We start from the raw sequence: 17,240 nt of genomic DNA, 5'->3' as shown, positions 1-17,240 counted from the left end.
ACTACTGCTTAGCCTGCTTCGAGACCTCGTTCACGAGCGCGGCTATATCGTTCAATCCGGTAATGGATGAAACCGGTGTTTTACTCTTCACCAGCACAACCTTACCAGTAATCTTCTCAACCGCCCTGATCAAGTCTCCTTCTCGGGTATGGTAAACATCTAAAAGCACGAAGCCGTGTTTAACCAGCTCACTAGCCAGTAGCACGCTCGGGTTTTTAGCCATGATCTCACCAATCCTTATTAATCAATGAAGAGATTTTAATCTTAACAGGGATTTAAATCTTGCATCATACGGTTTTACGCTACAAGGAAGCATGCATAATAGGGGAGTACTCGCCTGAATACTTCCATGTGAAAGCTAGAAACTACGAGCTTGAAGTTAGGCCAAGAATGATATCGTTGACGGGCTGTGGAGACGTTTCCGTGTCAACCCTCCACCGTGGAAGAAAGAGAGCTGTTTACGTTTCACACCAGGTAATTGAGTGTTTTCGAAAAGAAGAGTGCAAGGGTGATGTGGAGAGCGAGGTTAATACAGGGTATTTCACAGTGAAGGCTACCGCCACCCCTCACGGGGACTATATCACTATTCTAACCCCCGGCTCTTTCCTATCAGACTACATTGTCATTGGAGAGGACATGACGTATATTCAATTACCCGGGGGAAGGGATGTATACTTTGAGAAGCTGACGGGCTTGTGCACGATATACATTGTTTAAACAAAGATCATTCAGCCTTTAAAGCTAGCGTTCTTCAAGCATTTCAATAACCGTAGATCTCTCGGGAGTCACGCCCCTTATAGCGTTCACAACATTCTCATGGTTAAACCCTGAGGTAACTATGACCTTGGCACCTGTCTTCCTGGAGAGCTCGCTCATCGACATGATTTTCGAGTACATGCCCCCGGTAGCATCCCTTGAAACATCGCTTTTCAGTGACTCCAGCACGGCGTTTAAATTACTGCTGTCGATACGCTTTATTAGTTCAGGAGTTGAGCACTTCTTGGGATCGCAAGTGTACACGCCTTCCACGTCCGTTAGGAGAAGAATTCTTGAAGGCTTTAAAATATTGGCCACGACTTCGAAAACTTTTTCGGTTGAGAAGATTTCAACAGATCCGTTCTCCGTAAGAATGCACTCCCCGTGTAGCACGGGGATAACCCCGTTGCCCACTAGGTTTACCAATGGTGGAGTGAAAGCTCTAAGCGAGCCCTTCCCGTAGCCTATGACCGCGCTTGTCTGCAGGCTTGTAACCGGTATATCGTTGAGCAATAAGTAGTCCACTATCAGCCTGTTCAAAAGCCTCGTAGCCTGCTGGCACTTAACCATTAACTTTACAGGATTCTCTAATCCATGCTTCAACACTGCGTGGTGTGCGAAACTACCTCCCCCGTTGCCTAAGACTATGCTTACTTCTTTATGGGTAGCCCTTAGTGCTTCAGCTAAAGCTTTAAGTGCTTCATAGTTAACGGATACAGGCTTGTCCTTGAACGTTATGAAACTACCTCCTGCTTTTAAAAACACCACATCCCTGTTCAAACACGACACCACTCTGGGAAGGTTAATATATCATTGTGTTTTTATAGATTAAACGGTGTTACGAGTAGAGATGGGTCATAGACTGGCAGGGTTTTTGAAAAACCATGTTGAAATAGTGGTTGCTAATGTCATATGCGTATTACTGGCTATTTCCAGCTGGAATTACTACGATGTGAGATACTTTCTCGAATGGTACACATACTTTTCCTCTGGGAGGCTTCTATACGTCTATGCTTCATCTGTTTACGATAAAATCGCGTACCCGCCTTTACCCGTCCTTATTTTCGTCTCCGCGCACCACGTGGCTGTGAGTTTAACCGGGAACATTGAAGCAATAAGGTTAATAGATAAACTCCCCTTGATTCTATCCTTCAACGCGATATACTTTATCCTTAGAAAACAGTATGGGAGAAAGGCTGGCATGCTTTGGCTGGTAAATATTGCGGGATACATTATAATCAGCGGCTACCAGTTCGACCTTATAGCAGCCCTATTCCTCCTGCTCGGATATGTCGAGCTAACCCGGAAGAATTTCCTCAGGAGCACTGTTTACCTGACCCTTGCCACACTTGTAAAGCAGGTTTTAGCCGTCTTCATCCTCATCCCGCTACTGATTAAGCTTAAGAACCGTGATTTCAATGGATTACTCCACGTGGTTTCCACAGCCGCCGGGGTAGGCTTAGTATTTGTCACGCCTTTCCTGCTTGCCGACCCTTACGCGTTTATTAATAGAGTATTCTTCTTCCACGCTGCAAGATACCCTCAGGAGCTAAGCCTGTTCGCCATCCCTCTATATGCGACATGGTACAACGTTAACGCTGTCCCGGCATGGCTGGTATGGATCTGGATAATACCCTTAGCGATTTACACTCTCCTGGTTTACTTTTACTTTCTTAAAGAACCGGTTTATGATGGAAAAGTGCTTTTAAAATACTTCATCACTCTGTTAATAGGCTTACTTGTTTTCAACAAGATAGGGGGTTTCAACTACTTCACATGGCTTGCCCCTTTTCTAGTTGTTTTCATCATGGAAAACGCTCCACGTTCAGGCAACCACTTGTTTGAAACACTCTACGTGTCAATACCTATAATATCAAGCGTGATCTACTACGCGTCAACCCTGTTCGCCGCAGCAGTGGTTAGCTCTGAAATATTCATGGTTGAAGACCTGAACTGGGTCTCCGCTGAGGAAGTGATTTTAAGAAGCACGAGCGCTTCCTCACTCCTCTACACACTAGTCCAGGCGTGCAGGTCTAACCCGCTGCTGAACATCCTTTTCACTATGCTGAATCAGAGCAAGCCGGTTTCCCAAATATTTTTCACATTACTGTACAACGCTTACCTCATCTACATTTTAAAAGAAACTTGGGCAATCGCGAAGACCCGGTGATAACGGTGCTAGTCTTCCTCGGAATCGGCTATTCTCTCAAGCATCTAACTCTGGAAGCCATAGAATACTTGGGCAAGGCTGATAAGATAGTGATTGACAGGTACACATCGCTCTACGAGGACGACCCAGCGGAGTTGGCGAAATACACTAAGGGCGAGGTAGTCTACGCTTCTAGGAAGGATCTGGAAGGAGAAGGAATGAGCAAATTAATCGAGGAGGCGCGCTTCAAAACCATCGTTCTAGCCGTACCCGGCGACCCGTTTATAGCGACGACCCACGACTCCCTGCGTGTCGAAGCGATTAAGAAGGGGGTTGAGGTTAAAGTAGTTAACTCCATCTCCGTTCTAACCCTGATACAGAGTAGGCTTGGCCTTCAAGCATACAGGTTTGGTAAAACTGTGACCCTAGTGTATCCGGATTACTTCAAGCCCTACTCAACCATTGAAACAATATATGAAAACCTGAATAGAAGGCTTCACACAATCGTCCTGCTCGACCTGAGACTAGAGCATGGGAGAGCCATGACCATACACGAAGCGGTTGAAATATTGTTGAAACTTGATGATGAGCTGGAAAACAAGCTTGACAACTCGCTAGCTATCGGGGTGGCCAGGCTTTCATGGAGGGATGAGCGGGTTCAGGCTGACCTGCTGCCAAGACTGGTGAAATACGATTTCCCGCCTCCTCCCCACAGCCTGGTAATAGTTTCAACCCCGCTCCCGGTTGAGATGGAAGGCTTAAAACTCATATGTAAGCTTCCAGAGTGAGCCGGTGTAATTACCGGTCTAAATAATCATTTCCCTAAATTCCTAAGCGATTTTTATTAAATCCTGCTTGATAATATTACAGTTTTGATGGTGTTGGACAAAATGTCCAAGCTTATCCCAGCACTAACAGTTATTACAATACTTATGTGCCTCACACCCCTAACCGCGGAGTCGACGACCCTAGTAGTTAATGATGCGTTGGGGAGGAAAGTTGAACTTCCAAGTCCTCCTGCACGGGTTGTTTCACTAGCACCTTCCATAACGGAGATCCTCTTCGAATTAAATACTCAGCAATACATCGTAGGGGTTGACGATTTCTCGCAAGGGGATTGGTATTTAAACATAAGCTTGTTGTTGAAAAAGCAGAATACTCCTTCGGTTGGAGGTTACTGGTGGAGCACTGTCAACATTGAAACAATATTGAGCTTGAACCCTGACGTAGTTCTCGCTGACAAAGGCGCTCACAAACCCCTTCTCGAGGTGTTCCAATCCTACAATGTGACTGTTGTTTTCTTGAACGGGGGTTCGGCAAGAAGCTTCAACGACGTGTTAAGCGATATTTACTTGATCGGCGAAATTTTCAACTCAACCGCTGAAGCACAATCCCTCGCTGACAGGTTGATAAGCTCTCTTGAAGAGGGGAGAATGCTCCTCGAGAAATACCGTGGCCTTAAAGTGCTCGTAGTAGTGGATTTCTGGCAGGGAATATGGGTTGCGGGAAGGGCAACCTACATCGACGACGTACTAGCTAGGCTTGGCCTGTCGAACGCTGCTTCAACATACGGGTGGAGTGCAGTAAGTATTGAGAAAATACATGAGTGGAAACCAGACGTCATCCTAGTGGCTACGTCTTATGCTACACAGGAAACTGTTAAGGAGGCTGGACTATTTGACCTAGGCGTACCCGTTATTGTTTTGGGCCAGGAAGAAGTAGACATTATATCGAGACCTGGTCCAATGATCGTGAAAATCCCTGAAATCCTGAACGCGGCTTTGGCGGAGGCTTTTGATTCTTCAAAACCCACTAACACCGATGCCTATGGTTTAAGGCTCAGCGAGAGCTTCGCGCTCATCCTACTGCTTGCAGGATTCGCGTTAGCATTCATGATAGGGTACTATGTAGGGAGGAAGTAGCTTGAAACAGGAACTAAGGCTGAAAACCGGCGTAGCGTTTTCAGTCTTCATCGCCTCGATAATTCTCCCAATCGCTTACACGTACTTCTCAAGCGTTAACCAGGATGTATCAGATATCATACTCTCGTACCGTTTCTACCGTTCAGTCTACACGGTACTAGCGGGGATAGTCCTGGCATCATCGGGATGCATGCTTCAATCAACTTTTAGAAACCCTCTTGTAGACCATCACATACTCGGGGTTGGAGCAGGAGCATTATTCGCTGTATACCTAACCATTCTCATACACGGATACTCCAGCATGTTTATTATCGCCCTCGCCGCCTCGGCCGGAGGCTTGCTCGCGCTCTCCCTATCGGTAGGGATCGCCGAGGTTATGTCGGGAAGCGATGCAGCATACGTGCTGTCAGGGCTTGGAGTGACAAGCATGTTCTCAGGGCTCTCCATTCTCCTACTCTATTATGTTGCGCCAAGGTATGGACTTGCCTCCCTGATGCTGACCGGGAGCTTCGTGCATTCAAGGAAGGAGATGATGCCCTATGTTCTCACGCCCGCCGCAGTGATGATCATCTCCTACTTCGCCTTGGCTAAAAAGATGAACACTGTGGTGATAGGGGATGACTACGCGTTGCAATTAGGGGTTAATCCTAGAAGAGTTAGGCTGACCACTGCACTGATAGTTGGGGTTTCCTCAAGCCTGATTGTTTCAATTTTTGGAATGATAGGCTTCATAGGTCTTGTAACACCGCACATGGCTAGGCTCTTTTTAAAGACAAGCGATAACAGGCTGATTACACCATTAGCCATGGGCCTGGGCTCCCTCTTACTCTACGTCACCGACTTGTTTTCCCGAACCATCGCTGCAGGAGTAGTAGGGGAGATACCTGCTGGAGCGGTAACATCGGCAGTTGGAGCCCCATTCTTCCTCACACTACTTATCAAAAGGCTTAGAGGTGTTTAGCATTGATCGAGTTGAGAGAGGTTTCGGTGAGATATGGGAAAAACCTCATAGACGCGTTGAAAAACGTAACCGCCGTGATACCTGAGCGTTCCGTGTCCTGCGTCATGGGTCCTAACGCTTCCGGTAAAACCACCCTGCTTAAGGCAATAGCCCAGCTAGTCGATTACAAGGGGATAATCGAGTTCGACGGGAGAGACGCTAGAAAGATTGTTAAAACCTTGAGACGAGTCCTCGCCTACGTGTCAGCAGTAGAGGTTAGAGACCTTCTAGGCGTAACAGTGCTGGACCTTCTCGTTTACTCGAGATACCCTGTCTCCGATAAATTCTTAACAAGCATTAAAGATGTGGAGGAGTCAGTCAAAACCGCTGAATCCATGGGTATTAAGCACCTCCTACGTAGAAGGGTTAACGAGCTCAGTAGCGGGGAGCTTCAAAAAGTTCTCATAGCCTCAGCTATCGTGAGAAGCCCGGAAATCCTTCTCCTCGACGAGCCCGAGAGCCATTTAGACATGCGCTCTAAAATATGGCTTTCAAGATTCTTGAAGAGCATGTCTGACAAGATAACAATAGTGTTGTCTACTCACGACCCTTACTTCGCATCCTTGACCTGCGACTACTTAATGCTCTTATCCCGTGGAAGGCTGGTTTTCTCGGGTCCCCTTGACCAACTACTCCGAAACCCGGGGGTTCTTGAAGAAGTATATGACACGCCGTTTACTACTGTTGAAGTAGGGGATTACGAGGTATTGATTCCCCTCCCCTTCAAACCACAGGGTTAGAAGCGTTAAGCAGTGAAAATGGAGGATCGTGCAGAGCGGCTGAAGTCCTGTATCGGTGAATTCTTTAAGGAGATGCACATAACTGGGCTAAAGAGTGGATAACTACAGAGTCAGACCTTATCCCCTCGTAAACCCTCCAGACAACAACCAAGGAGTTCTCTAACTCTACCCAGCTGTCTCCCTCGAGAATCTTACTTACGTAATCGGCGGGTACGCGTGGAAAAATTATGCCGCGAGCAGAGCCTAACGAGACGCCTATCATCCAAATACTACTAGACGATCCTGTCCCAATAACCAGGTAGTCTCTTAGATCAACAATCCTGGACGCGGCCATTTCTAAGAGATGTGTGGATAGCGGCGCGTAAGCAGTTATATGAAACCCCTTGTTGTTGCTAATAGTTTTGATCTCAAGGGTATTGAACAGTTTCTTGAGAGACTCCTCAATCACGCCCCCGGAGTCATCTATGAGTCCCCTAACTCTCAAATACTCGATTATTTTCCGAACCCTTCTCTCACTCATTTTCAAAACTTTAGAAGCCCCAACTCTCCCCAAGCCCTTCCAACTGTGTGCTAGCAAGACCTGGAGGAGTGTTAGCTCGCTGAACCCTTGGACGTTTCTAAGAGCTCTCAAAGCTTCTATAAAATCACTGCATTGAAGGCTCATTAACGGCCTCCCATGACGGTTTCAACAACTTCTGCACTGTTTAAAACCTTTGCGCCCAGCACCTTCCTCATGTATTCTAAAGCGTACATGTGATCGCTCTCGGAGAAGGCTGCGACAGCGTCAGAAACAACTATGATGTTGAACCTCTCGTAGAAGGCGTCGATAGCTGTGTGGAGAACACATATGTGCGTGTGGATCCCGGTTAACACAACCGTGTTAACCCCTAGGTCCCGTAGCACATTAGCCAATCCTGTGTCACGGAAGCCGCTGTAAGACCTCTTCTGCAAGACCAAGTCCATCTCACCAGGCTGCAACTCCCTCACTATTCCAGACTCCTCACCATGGGTTAGTGCGTGAGGACCCCATATCGATAATTCCCTGTCAAACGGAAGATGATTATCTATTAAGTAGATCACGGGAATGCCATGTCTCCTAGCGTTCTCAGCAAGCATTCTGATAGTGGGAATTATTGCTTCCGCGCTGGGGCTTCTCAGTCTCCCGTGGACAAACTCCTCTATCATGTCAATGATGAGTAGGGCGGGCTTCATGGTGACCACTATATGAATATTAAGACGTAACATCTTATTATGTTAACGAATGATGAACGACTTCGGTCGCGAGCTCTCGGCGATGAAGAACCGTGTGAGGGCTGATCATTATTGATCGTTTTTTAAGCAGGATGCTTACATACGAGTATATACGGTATTTATCAATTATTAATGTTTTTAAATCCGGACATGGATAAAAACCGATTGGTGAAGTTATGAATTCACTTGCATCACTATACGAAAATGACCCCGTATACCAGATGGCTGTTAAACAGCTTAAGGAATCAATCAATATTCTTGGTTACCCCGAGGAGTATGTTGAAATACTGAGACACCCTGAGAAGCTTGTTCAGGTTAGAATAACGATTAAAAGAGACAACGGTAAGCTTGAAACATACCTGGGCTGGAGAAGCCAGCACAACAGTGCTTTAGGACCCTACAAGGGAGGCGTAAGATACGGTGAAAACGTTACCCCAGGTGAGGTAGTCGCACTATCTATATGGATGACCTGGAAGACCTCGCTTGCAGGACTACCATACGGTGGCGGTAAAGGAGGCGTAAGAGTGAACCCGAAGGCTATGAGTCCAAGAGAGCTGGAAGAGTTGAGCAGGAAGTTCTTCGCAGGTATTGCAAGAGATGTGGGCCCCGACGTCGACATCCCAGCGCCAGACGTCTACACCAACCCGCAGACAATGGCATGGTACTTCGACGAATACAGCAAGATCGCAGGCTACAATGCATGGGGAGTTGTAACAGCGAAACCCGTGGACCTAGGAGGGTTGAACGCCAGAGTCGTGTCCACAGGATACGGCACAGCGCTAGCGGCAAGAGAGGCGGCTAAGAAGGCTTTAGGAACGTTCGAGGGCAAAACCGTTGCTGTACATGGTTTCGGAAACGTTGGAATGTACGCTGCTAAATATGCCCAGGAGTGGGGTGCGATAGTAGTAGCGGTTAGCGACAGCAGCGGGTACATCTACGACCCCAAGGGTATTGATGTGGAGGAAGCGATCAGGGTTAAGAACGAGACCGGTAAGGTGACCAATTACAAGAAGGGTGATGTAAAGGTTTCAACAAACCACTTAGAGCTCCTGGAGCTACCAGTTGACGTTTTAATACCTGCCGCCACCGAGAACGTTATAACGATGGAGAACGTTCACAGGATTAAGGCCAAGGTAATCTCAGAGGGCGCAAACGGACCTACAACTCCTGAAGCAGATATAGTTCTCCACGAAAAAGGAGTCGTAGTCGTCCCAGACATCCTTGCGAACGCTGGAGGCGTTACAATGAGCTGGATTGAGTGGAGCCACAACAGGATGGGTTGCTGGTTAACAGACGATGAAGCGTTAAGCAGGCTTGACAAAATGATGACCATAAACTTCCACAGAGTTTACGACGACTGGCAGAAAAGGTTCTCGCAATACCCGATGAGAATTGCCGCCTACGCCATAGCTGTTGACAGAGTAGTAAAAGCAATGAAGCTTAGAGGCTGGATCTAGGGCTTTTCGCCACGCCTATAAACCATTTTCCCGTTTTTTAACCTTATCTCTACAACTCTGTGAAAAGGTATTTGATCCTCCCCGGTGAAGATGTAGCCTCTTCTTACATCAGTTATAAACTCGCCGGGCACCGGCTTCAAAACGTCAACCCCTTCATCCCTGTATTTAACGTAGACAACGTAATCGTTTTTACGGCCTCCGAAGAAAATCTTCTTCAACCATTCCTCGATCTCTCCCTTCCTCCTAGTCAACATTCCACCACGAGATACGTTAAAAGCCGGGTTACTATTATATTAGTTTAAAATAAAAGGCTTGGTGAACCTGTTTGAGAAAGAGAACTATTGGAGCACTACTGATGTTTTCAACAACTGTTTTCATGGGTTTCTACACATACCTGTTATTCTTCTCGAGCAAAAGCCTCCAAGAGGTTACGTTGAAAATTACAATATACTCTCTAGTGTTCATATTCGCGGCCTCTCTCTTTCTAATAGGCTACGGGTTCTTTAAAACCCCCACGTTAACCCCTCAGGAGGTTAGGGAGAGAATTAAGAGAGCGAATACGGGTAAGGAACGTGAGGAGATGCGGTAGGAAATATTACTTCTCCCTGTAGGCTAGCTTATTGAGGAGCCAGGTTAAAACCTCCTTCGCTTCACGGTTTACTTCAACAGCCTTCTCAACCTCTCGCAACGCCTGTGAGACCAACTCGTCTATGAGCTTCAAGTTGTAGTCTAAGCTACCGGTTGATTTAACGATCTCCCTTACTCGTTCAACATGCTCTTCCGTTATCCTCTCACTAGGCAGTTCGTCATACACTTCCTCGAGAAACTCTTTATCACTGCTGGAAGAGAGCTCGTATGCTTTTATAATGAGAAGGGTTTTCTTCTTTCCTTTAACATCACTTCCACTGGGCTTCCCCGTGGTGCGCGGGTCTCCGAATAAGCCTATTATGTCATCCCTAAGCTGGAAGGCTATTCCAGCCGGCATAGCGTAAGAGGAGAGCTCGTTTAGAAGCCTGTCAGTGTACTTTAAAGAGGCTATGGCGCCTAAATGTAAGGGTAACTCCACCGTGTAGGATGCTGTCTTCAACTTGTGAACAAGTAGGATATCGTTTTCACCCACCCTAGCTAACGGCAGATTGGAGTATAGGACATCCAGGTATTGGCCGTAAGCAACCATTCTCAAACCTTTAGAGTAAGTGGTGATAAGTTTTACGAAGGCTTCGCTAGGGAGCTTGAGCATGGCCAGGTTTTCCACGGCTGTTGCTTCAAGATAGTCTCCGACGGTAATTGCTTGTGAAACACCGTAGTGTGTGCAGTTTGACGATGTGCAAGCCTTCAAGCACTCATCCCTGAACCATGCGTGCACGGTTGGACCTCCCCTCCTCAGCTCATCCATATCCATGATATCGTCGTGGACTAGGAGGTAGCTCTGAAGCAATTCAAGCGCTGCCATTAGCTTTGAAATAGTTTCGACATCTCCTGAGCCCCAGGTCCTGCTCCAGTAGCCCACTAAGGCTAGGAAAGCGCGAATCCTTTTCCCCCCGCGTAAAGTATAATCTCTCGCAATAAACGGGATATTGTTTAAATGAGGGCTTACACCGCCTGCTTCTCTCTCAAGCTCGTTGAAAACTTCACTTAGCCTTGACTCAACGAGTTTCACGCTATAGTTCAACAGGTTGGAAAACTCTTCCATCAAATCATCCCGTTAAGTATTGATTACTATGGTGAGTTATTAAGCTACTTGCTCAGTATTGATTTAAGCTCCCTTACCACTTCAAGGTTCTCCTTATCGCCTAGCAACTCCCAGAAAATCCCCTTGGGTCTAACCATCTCTCCATCAATCCTTATCAGCTTAGCCGGTGTCGCAACATAGTCTACCGTGTAGTCATGAGGCTCCAGTGGAACCTCGTCAACGATTTGGAGGTCGTGAATGGTTGTTAAAATAGGGGTTTTCTCGTCGAGAAGATGCAGTTCTCTTAGAATAGCGTACTCGAGCTCTGAGTAGCCGCCTCCCTTCCCAAGCCTTCTACCCTTTAAGTCGACTGCGACGCATCCAGTAACAACAAGATCTACTGGGGGAATTTCTCTCAGCGAGACCCTCCTACCATGCTTGAAAGCTCCCTTAATAGTTGTAGCCTGCCGTATACGTGAAGGCTCTATTGAGCTAGGCTTCAGCACTAGGAAGCCGTTCAACAGTCTAGGAGTCGCCATTACAAGAGTCTTCCCCTGCCTCAACGCGTGCTCTCTTAAATGGGCCTGGGGCGAGTCCGGGTTGGACTTCACGACTTCAGCATTCTCCCACACTTTCAAACTCAATAAGCGCTGAGCAGCCCTTTCAGCCCCTGCAAAGTTAGGTATTCTACCGTAAACAGGTCTCGGAAACAACGCTACATTCTTCTCCTCTAGCAACCTCCAGATTCTCTCCCGAATAAGCTGCTTCTGCGCCTTAATGTTTAAAGTCATCTCTACCTACCAGGCTCTCACATATTTAATTATGTGTGGGAATTATAGGTTGTTGTGGTCTAGATGCCGGGAAAGCTACAGATTGCCCTAGATCTCCTGGAGCTTACGAAAGCTGTTGAAATATCTACTAGGATAGTTTCCGCAGTCACCTGCGAGAACATCTGGATCGAGGTGGGCACGCCTCTTCTGAAATCCTGGGGCAAGATAGCTGTGAAAGCCTTGAAAAACATAACAGACTGCTTCATAGTGGCTGACACGAAAACCATGGATGTTCCCGAGGTCGAAGGCGCGACCGTCTTCAGCGCTGGAGCAGATGCTTACACTATACTCGCGGTTGCTGACGACGAAGTCGTGAAGGAAGGGGTCAGGTTTGCACACGAGAGCGGTAAGACCGTGATAGCGGACTTGATAAACCATCCTGAACCGTTGAAAAGAGGCATTGAGCTAGCTAACTACGGCGTCGACGTGCTACTGTTCCACATCGGTATCAGCGTTCAGAAAGCCCGCGGGGTTTCTGCGAAAGACTTGATCAACGAGGTGAGGGAGCTGAGAAGACTTGTTTCATCCAGGATAGCAGTGGCTGGAGGGCTGAAGCCAGGCGACATAAAGCCGTTGATCGACTCAGGTGTTGACATCGTCGTGGTAGGCGGCGCGATAACTAAGAATCCTGAGCCGGAGAACGTTGTTAAGCAGATACTTAGAGAAATGGGCTATGATTAGAAGGACGGTATGTTAACTATTTTTCCAACAATATTACTCTCCTTTACTTCCTGATACCTTCTACGGTGCTCTCTTATTCTTTCGAGAAGGAGGTCCAAGGCCTTCCTCTTGCACTGCCCGCATAGAATCCTGCCGCTAACGCAATCATCGTATACTTCCTTAAGCTTCTCATCATCATACAGCAGGTGGTAGAGATACATCTCATAAACCGTGCACTTCCACGGCTCACCCCCCAGCCTCCTCTGCTCCTCAGCCGTCGCCCGCCCCCCTGTTAAAGCGCTTACGAACTTCTTCCTAACCACTTCTTCATCATCGTCTAAATGGATAGCGAACTCCGGCCTGCTCTTACTCATCTTATTGCCGTCCAGCCCTCGGATAAGCTTATGGTATATAGATCCCGGGCGCTTCAAGCCTAGCTCTCCTTCAAACCTGTCGGCTATGTCCCTCGTCAACCGAAGGTGGGGGTCTTGATCAGCACCCACAGGGACGAGAACGTTCTTAAACCCCCCGTAGGAGTCTAGCTGCAAGTGCAGGATATCCGCTGCCTGCGTTAGAGAAGCAATGATTTTACCCGGGGACAGCTCCCCATATATCGCCTCCATTTCCGCCATAGTTATTTTCCTGGAAAACATCTGTATCAGACGATAGTATTCCTCCTTCATAGAGGTTTGGAAGTAGAACTCTGTTCTCTCCGGATCTAAACCCCATGCGATAGCGTGGGCTATGAAGTCCACACCGTTTAAAATAGTTGATCTCCTATCCTCCCTCCTCACCACATATGCCTCCGCATCAGCGATCGCGATTTTAACGTGAGCCCCTAGCTCCTGGAAGAACCTTAACTCCTCGTAAACCATAGCAGTGCCTAAGTGAGGCCTACCGCTCGGCATGAATCCTGTGAGAGCCGCTACCCTGCGGCCAGCCCTAAGATCCTCCAGCCACTTGTCAAAATCCCTGTGCCCGAAAACCACTCTACGGGTGAAATACGGGTGTAGCCTGCTCATCAACCCGTAAACCTCGTTAATAGGCCGTATCCCGAACTCTTCCAGCAATTTCTCATAATCCTCTATTGCGAAATGCCCCCAGGGGTCTAGCCTAGCGCTCATCCACAATCCTCCTTAGCATATTTCAATCCTTAACAAGCCATTATAACCTTAACAGGAAGCCAGCAACCCGTGGAAACGGGGAAACCCGCAGAGATGAATGATCCGGCTCAGTCCCGGAGATTCCTCATCACACATCATCCTGGACTAGGATCCTTCATCGCCTTCATCGATCAAGAAAAGTCTTTGTAGACTTAAATACTAGGTGGTTATAGCTTTCGCGAGGCCAGGAGGAGTGTCGATAGGTCTATTAAACCCTACCCCAAGCCTGTATGCGAGCAATTGGATTGGAATGCTGGATATGATCGGGGAGAGATACCTTGGAACGCTGGGTGTTTGAATAGTGACGCTGTCGCCAAACCTGCCAGGACCGATCACGATGGGTTTAGCACCCTTATTGCGGGCTTCCTCCAAAACCTTAACGTACAGTGGTTTAGCCTGATCCTCCGCGGGCTCTATCAGTATCATTGGGAAATCATTGGAGATCAACACCATGGGTCCATGCCTCATCTCGCCAAGCTGGAATCCTTCAGCGTGAATTATCGCTGCCTCCTTAAGCTTCAATGCGCCCTCGAGAGCAAGGGGGTAGTTTATCCCGCTGCTCGCAACGTAAGCGCTCTTCCAGTCATAGTCCAGCTGAACAATACTGGTCACACTCTTGTCAAACTCCGATATCTTCTCCTTCAACAATGCGGAAGCATTCCTAACCTCGTCAACTATTCTCCGGTAATCATCCCGAGTGGTTTTACCTGTGAACATCCCCGTGTAGGATGCGAAGAGAAGCAGTGTCGCAAGCGTCGCAGTAAACGACTTCGTCGCCGGCACCGCTATCTCCGGCCCAGCACCTATCGGAAGGTAAACGTTAGACTCCAAGGCAAGCCTTGACCCGACGTTGTTGGTAATCCCTATAACCACAGCCCCTCTCTGCTTAGCAAGCTTAATGCTCGATATCACATCGGAGGTTTCACCGCTCTGGCTTATCGCAATAACCACAGTGCCGGTCTCAACAGTTTCCAAAGCATAGTAGGGAAACTCTGCTGCTGAAACCGGGTCAACACTCACACCCGCTAAGTCGTTAAAGTAGTAAGAACCTATCATTCCGGCGTGAAGGCTCGTCCCATTGGCAAGTATGAAAGCATTCTTCGCACCGTACACGATCATTGATGCTAAGCGGAGATACTTCTCCATTACCGCGAGCAAAACCCTGTTTAAAGCCTCGGGCGTTTCATATATCTCCTTAAGCATGAAGTGGGGGAAGCCGCCTTTCTCCCCAGCCTCGGCAAAGTGCTTTACCCTTTTACCCTGAAGCCCTGAAGGGGTGATAATGCTTCCGTCAGCGATCCTTACTCCTGAGAAGCCTTCAGCATCCACCCAGCCCACTGTTCCATCCTCAACCACGTACGCGGTTTCAGCGAAGCCGTATAAAGAGGGGATGTCGCTTGAAAGGAAGTAGCAATTCCCCCCTGCACCGATGACCAATGGCTGACCATTCGCGATAAAGAATATCTTCCTATACGGCTCGACAAGAAATGCCAGAGCGTACAACCCTTTCAACTGTCTACTCAGGTTTTGAAGCGCTTCTAACACGTTGACCCGCTGGTTCAACTCTTCTTCAAGCAGGTGGGCCCCTACCTCCGTGTCCGTCCTCCCCTTGAACTGGTGCCCCCTATCCTCGAGTACTCTTCGAAACTCCTCGTAATTCTCGATTATGCCGTCTCCTACAACGGCGATTCTACCGGTGCAATCCAGCAGGGGATGAGTATTCTCTAAGACAGGCCAGCCCCTGCTAGCATATCTTGTATGTGCAACCGCGACGTCCGAGTCAACGTTTAAAAAGCTTAATTGTGGAGCAATCTTCTCTAAATGCCCGGGTGATTTCAATACAACGATTTTATCCCCTCGTAGAAAAGCAACACCAGCTCCGTCATAACCCCTGTAGACAAGCCTCCTCAAGCCATTGTACAAGACGCCTTCAGGTATTCTCTCCTTACAAACCGCGGCAAATATACCGCCCATGCCCAGCCCTCAAGATATATATGAGGAATAACCATATTTATAGTGAAACAATGTGTCTCCAATAAGCGCGTCATGGAGTAAGATGCGGGTTGCCCCGTGTAACTTATGTGAGAATACTAGGGGAGGATAGAATCCGTCTCTCCAAGGGATATCTCGGCTATGACGAGTTTGAAGGTTTGACAATGAGGGTTCGCGAAACCCTGTTTCAATACTATCTGAAGCATGAGGGGCTCGTATTTCACACAATGAGCGGATTCTTCACGGTTCTGCCAGGAAATGCTAGCGAGCTGGATGAGAAAATGGTTTACCAGCAGTTGAACCAGATGGTTGAACACGGGGTTTCATTCGTATCTGTTAGCCATAGTAAACCATACACTACACTGCTACTTGCTTCGAAATACTTGTTCGATAAGCCTGGATTCACCTTTTTAGCGGGAGAGACAGGTGAAGTGGTGATCGCGCTCTTCGATTACAGTAGTGAGCTACCTCCCAATGACCTAGCCCTCAGCGTTTACGTTAGTAAGTACTATTGTGCTGAAATCTCTAAGCTAATGTTTAGAAACGGAGGGTTGCTGCTAGAGTGCAGGGATGCAAGGTCGGTGGGTCTGCTAGATCCTTCAAGCATTAGCGAGTTTTTAAGCCTTGGGCTTGACTTCAAGGTGGGTATAGGTAAAGCGGTGACACCCCTCCAGGCTTATGTGAAAGCTCAAAGATCACTTGACCGGGGAATCCCGTTGGTCGAGTAATGCACTTCTAATCCCTTCCTGTTTGAACTCGAGAATGGTTAAAGTGATGAAAACCGTGAAAACAATGAGCAAAGCAATGTAGGAGAACGGGTCAAGGCCTTCAACCCAGTCCTGAAGACGAGTGTTGTTTATCGGCTGAGTTATCCTTGTCAGGGTTTCCTCCATTGAACTCAACTCGTTGATTCACGCACCCATCTCAGGTAGTCCGGGTTGCCCGCAACAACCGGTATTGCTATGATTTCGGGGACACTATAAGAGTGGATTTTCCTAACCTCCTTGATAAGGGATTCTAGTTTTTCAAAAGTAGTCTTAACAATTAAGAGGAGCTCTCCACCCTCCTCAACCTTGCCCTCCCACCAGTATATGCTTGTAACATCTCTTACAATGTTAACGCATGCCGCTAACTTAGCCTCGACAAGCATTCTGCCTATTTTCAAAGCCTCTTCACGCGTGCTTGCTGTTATTAGGACAACCACCCAGCCACCCTCCAACACCAGCACCCTCCATCCTGAGCAGATTATGATGTCAGATCTGGGGCCCGTTCATCGCTACCGCTCCCCGGTAATACCATTCATCACTCACTATACTTTCAGTATTCCCCGGTTATAATGCTTCGCTCCCGCTGGCCCCAGGCTCGACAACCGTTAGCTTCTCCCTGGCCTTGTTTGACCTGGCGAAGCCCAGGTAGATGTTGATTATTCTAAGTGATTGATTAACCTCCTCATCCAGAAAACACCTGGTTTCAACAACCCTGCCGGTGACAACCACCCCTCTTATCTTCCTGAATCTCTCCTCTCCACACTCCACAACCTCAGCCTTTTCCAGCAAGCCAATCATTGCCAAGGCCTCAACATATCGAAGTGGACAGTCTTTCTCACACGTAATGTAAATGTCAAACTGACTTGAAGACTCCATGCAGG

General features: G+C 47.8%; 22 protein-coding genes. 10 read left to right on the top strand and 12 right to left on the bottom strand.

Annotation, left to right across the window (positions count from 1 at the left end; all coding sequences use genetic code 11):
* Position 1 precedes the first annotated feature (1 nt).
* Entirely contained in the window at positions 2–223 is a 222-nt protein-coding gene (locus tag IMZ38_RS03250) for a hypothetical protein (RefSeq protein ID WP_193436732.1), read from the bottom strand.
* Between the two features lie 59 nt (positions 224–282).
* Here IMZ38_RS03250 and IMZ38_RS03245 point away from each other — a divergent pair, with 59 nt between their 5' ends.
* On the top strand, positions 283–717 hold the full coding sequence (locus IMZ38_RS03245; RefSeq protein WP_193436731.1) for a hypothetical protein: 435 nt from the start codon (positions 283–285) through the stop codon (positions 715–717).
* A 24-nt stretch (positions 718–741) separates the two neighbouring features.
* On the opposite strand, the gene IMZ38_RS03240 is transcribed toward IMZ38_RS03245, so the two are convergent.
* Complete coding sequence (locus tag IMZ38_RS03240) at positions 742–1,536, bottom strand: isopentenyl phosphate kinase (RefSeq protein ID WP_193436730.1); 795 nt, start codon at positions 1,534–1,536, stop codon at positions 742–744.
* Positions 1,537–1,606: 70 nt separating this feature from the next.
* Between IMZ38_RS03240 and IMZ38_RS03235 the strand changes: the two genes are divergently transcribed.
* The 5 genes from IMZ38_RS03235 to IMZ38_RS03215 all read left to right on the top strand — a co-directional run bounded on the left by IMZ38_RS03235 (position 1,607) and on the right by IMZ38_RS03215 (position 6,567).
* Positions 1,607–2,926: a hypothetical protein gene (locus IMZ38_RS03235; protein WP_193436729.1), complete on the top strand. Its 1,320-nt coding sequence runs from the start codon at positions 1,607–1,609 to the stop codon at positions 2,924–2,926.
* The gene (gene dph5, locus IMZ38_RS03230) at positions 2,902–3,693 is read left to right on the top strand and encodes a diphthine synthase (RefSeq protein ID WP_319637049.1); all 792 of its coding nucleotides are present in this window, start codon (positions 2,902–2,904) and stop codon (positions 3,691–3,693) included. The genes IMZ38_RS03235 and dph5 overlap by 25 nt, the downstream gene beginning before the upstream one ends.
* 87 nt (positions 3,694–3,780) lie before the next feature.
* The gene (locus IMZ38_RS03225; RefSeq protein ID WP_193436728.1) at positions 3,781–4,827 is read left to right on the top strand and encodes an ABC transporter substrate-binding protein; all 1,047 of its coding nucleotides are present in this window, start codon (positions 3,781–3,783) and stop codon (positions 4,825–4,827) included.
* Position 4,828: 1 nt separating this feature from the next.
* Positions 4,829–5,788: a FecCD family ABC transporter permease gene (locus tag IMZ38_RS03220; protein ID WP_193436727.1), complete on the top strand. Its 960-nt coding sequence runs from the start codon at positions 4,829–4,831 to the stop codon at positions 5,786–5,788.
* Between the two features lie 2 nt (positions 5,789–5,790).
* Positions 5,791–6,567 (top strand): ABC transporter ATP-binding protein, encoded by a 777-nt coding sequence (locus IMZ38_RS03215; protein ID WP_193436726.1) that lies wholly within the window; start codon positions 5,791–5,793, stop codon positions 6,565–6,567.
* Between the two features lie 64 nt (positions 6,568–6,631).
* Here the strand turns inward: IMZ38_RS03215 and IMZ38_RS03210 are convergent, their stop codons facing one another.
* The gene (locus tag IMZ38_RS03210) at positions 6,632–7,231 is read right to left on the bottom strand and encodes a hypothetical protein (RefSeq protein ID WP_193436725.1); all 600 of its coding nucleotides are present in this window, start codon (positions 7,229–7,231) and stop codon (positions 6,632–6,634) included.
* Positions 7,231–7,779: a cysteine hydrolase family protein gene (locus IMZ38_RS03205; protein WP_193436724.1), complete on the bottom strand. Its 549-nt coding sequence runs from the start codon at positions 7,777–7,779 to the stop codon at positions 7,231–7,233. Before IMZ38_RS03205 ends, IMZ38_RS03210 begins: the two co-directional genes overlap by 1 nt.
* Before the next feature lie 215 nt (positions 7,780–7,994).
* On the opposite strand from IMZ38_RS03205, the gene IMZ38_RS03200 reads away from it, so the two are divergent.
* Positions 7,995–9,275, top strand: coding sequence for a Glu/Leu/Phe/Val family dehydrogenase (locus IMZ38_RS03200; protein WP_193436723.1), 1,281 nt, complete (start codon positions 7,995–7,997; stop codon positions 9,273–9,275).
* Here IMZ38_RS03200 and IMZ38_RS03195 read toward each other — a convergent pair.
* Positions 9,272–9,526, bottom strand: coding sequence for a DUF504 domain-containing protein (locus IMZ38_RS03195; RefSeq protein WP_193436722.1), 255 nt, complete (start codon positions 9,524–9,526; stop codon positions 9,272–9,274). The two genes, IMZ38_RS03200 and IMZ38_RS03195, sit on opposite strands and share 4 nt — an antisense overlap.
* A gap of 74 nt (positions 9,527–9,600) precedes the next feature.
* Between IMZ38_RS03195 and IMZ38_RS03190 the strand changes: the two genes are divergently transcribed.
* Positions 9,601–9,864 (top strand): hypothetical protein, encoded by a 264-nt coding sequence (locus IMZ38_RS03190; RefSeq protein ID WP_193436721.1) that lies wholly within the window; start codon positions 9,601–9,603, stop codon positions 9,862–9,864.
* Positions 9,865–9,870: 6 nt separating this feature from the next.
* Here IMZ38_RS03190 and IMZ38_RS03185 read toward each other — a convergent pair whose 3' ends face one another.
* Together IMZ38_RS03185 and IMZ38_RS03180 are read right to left on the bottom strand one after the other, a co-directional pair.
* Positions 9,871–10,968: a polyprenyl synthetase family protein gene (locus IMZ38_RS03185; RefSeq protein ID WP_193436720.1), complete on the bottom strand. Its 1,098-nt coding sequence runs from the start codon at positions 10,966–10,968 to the stop codon at positions 9,871–9,873.
* Between the two features lie 44 nt (positions 10,969–11,012).
* Positions 11,013–11,738, bottom strand: coding sequence for a 5-formyltetrahydrofolate cyclo-ligase (locus tag IMZ38_RS03180; protein WP_193436719.1), 726 nt, complete (start codon positions 11,736–11,738; stop codon positions 11,013–11,015).
* Between the two features lie 63 nt (positions 11,739–11,801).
* On the opposite strand from IMZ38_RS03180, the gene IMZ38_RS03175 reads away from it, so the two are divergent.
* Positions 11,802–12,458, top strand: a complete 657-nt coding sequence (locus IMZ38_RS03175) for an orotidine 5'-phosphate decarboxylase / HUMPS family protein (RefSeq protein ID WP_193436718.1) — start codon at positions 11,802–11,804, stop codon at positions 12,456–12,458.
* On the opposite strand, the gene IMZ38_RS03170 is transcribed toward IMZ38_RS03175, so the two are convergent.
* On the bottom strand, positions 12,455–13,561 hold the full coding sequence (locus IMZ38_RS03170) for a tryptophan--tRNA ligase (protein ID WP_193436717.1): 1,107 nt from the start codon (positions 13,559–13,561) through the stop codon (positions 12,455–12,457). The two genes, IMZ38_RS03175 and IMZ38_RS03170, sit on opposite strands and share 4 nt — an antisense overlap.
* A gap of 198 nt (positions 13,562–13,759) precedes the next feature.
* Positions 13,760–15,574, bottom strand: a complete 1,815-nt coding sequence (gene glmS, locus IMZ38_RS03165) for a glutamine--fructose-6-phosphate transaminase (isomerizing) (RefSeq protein WP_193436716.1) — start codon at positions 15,572–15,574, stop codon at positions 13,760–13,762.
* An 89-nt stretch (positions 15,575–15,663) separates the two neighbouring features.
* Between glmS and IMZ38_RS03160 the strand changes: the two genes are divergently transcribed.
* Entirely contained in the window at positions 15,664–16,320 is a 657-nt protein-coding gene (locus tag IMZ38_RS03160) for a hypothetical protein (RefSeq protein WP_193436715.1), read from the top strand.
* Here the strand turns inward: IMZ38_RS03160 and IMZ38_RS03155 are convergent.
* The 3 genes from IMZ38_RS03155 to IMZ38_RS03145 all read right to left on the bottom strand — a co-directional run bounded on the left by IMZ38_RS03155 (position 16,288) and on the right by IMZ38_RS03145 (position 17,235).
* On the bottom strand, positions 16,288–16,494 hold the full coding sequence (locus IMZ38_RS03155; protein WP_193436714.1) for a hypothetical protein: 207 nt from the start codon (positions 16,492–16,494) through the stop codon (positions 16,288–16,290). The genes IMZ38_RS03160 and IMZ38_RS03155 overlap by 33 nt on opposite strands.
* Positions 16,491–16,814: a divalent-cation tolerance protein CutA gene (cutA, locus tag IMZ38_RS03150; RefSeq protein WP_227410949.1), complete on the bottom strand. Its 324-nt coding sequence runs from the start codon at positions 16,812–16,814 to the stop codon at positions 16,491–16,493. Before cutA ends, IMZ38_RS03155 begins: the two co-directional genes overlap by 4 nt.
* A 109-nt stretch (positions 16,815–16,923) precedes the next feature.
* On the bottom strand, positions 16,924–17,235 hold the full coding sequence (locus IMZ38_RS03145) for a hypothetical protein (RefSeq protein ID WP_193436712.1): 312 nt from the start codon (positions 17,233–17,235) through the stop codon (positions 16,924–16,926).
* Positions 17,236–17,240 lie beyond the last annotated feature (5 nt).

Source organism: Thermosphaera aggregans, assembly GCF_014962245.1.
Classification (GTDB): domain Archaea; phylum Thermoproteota; class Thermoprotei_A; order Sulfolobales; family Desulfurococcaceae; genus Thermosphaera; species Thermosphaera chiliense.
This window is presented reverse-complemented; position numbering and strand designations above follow the sequence as displayed.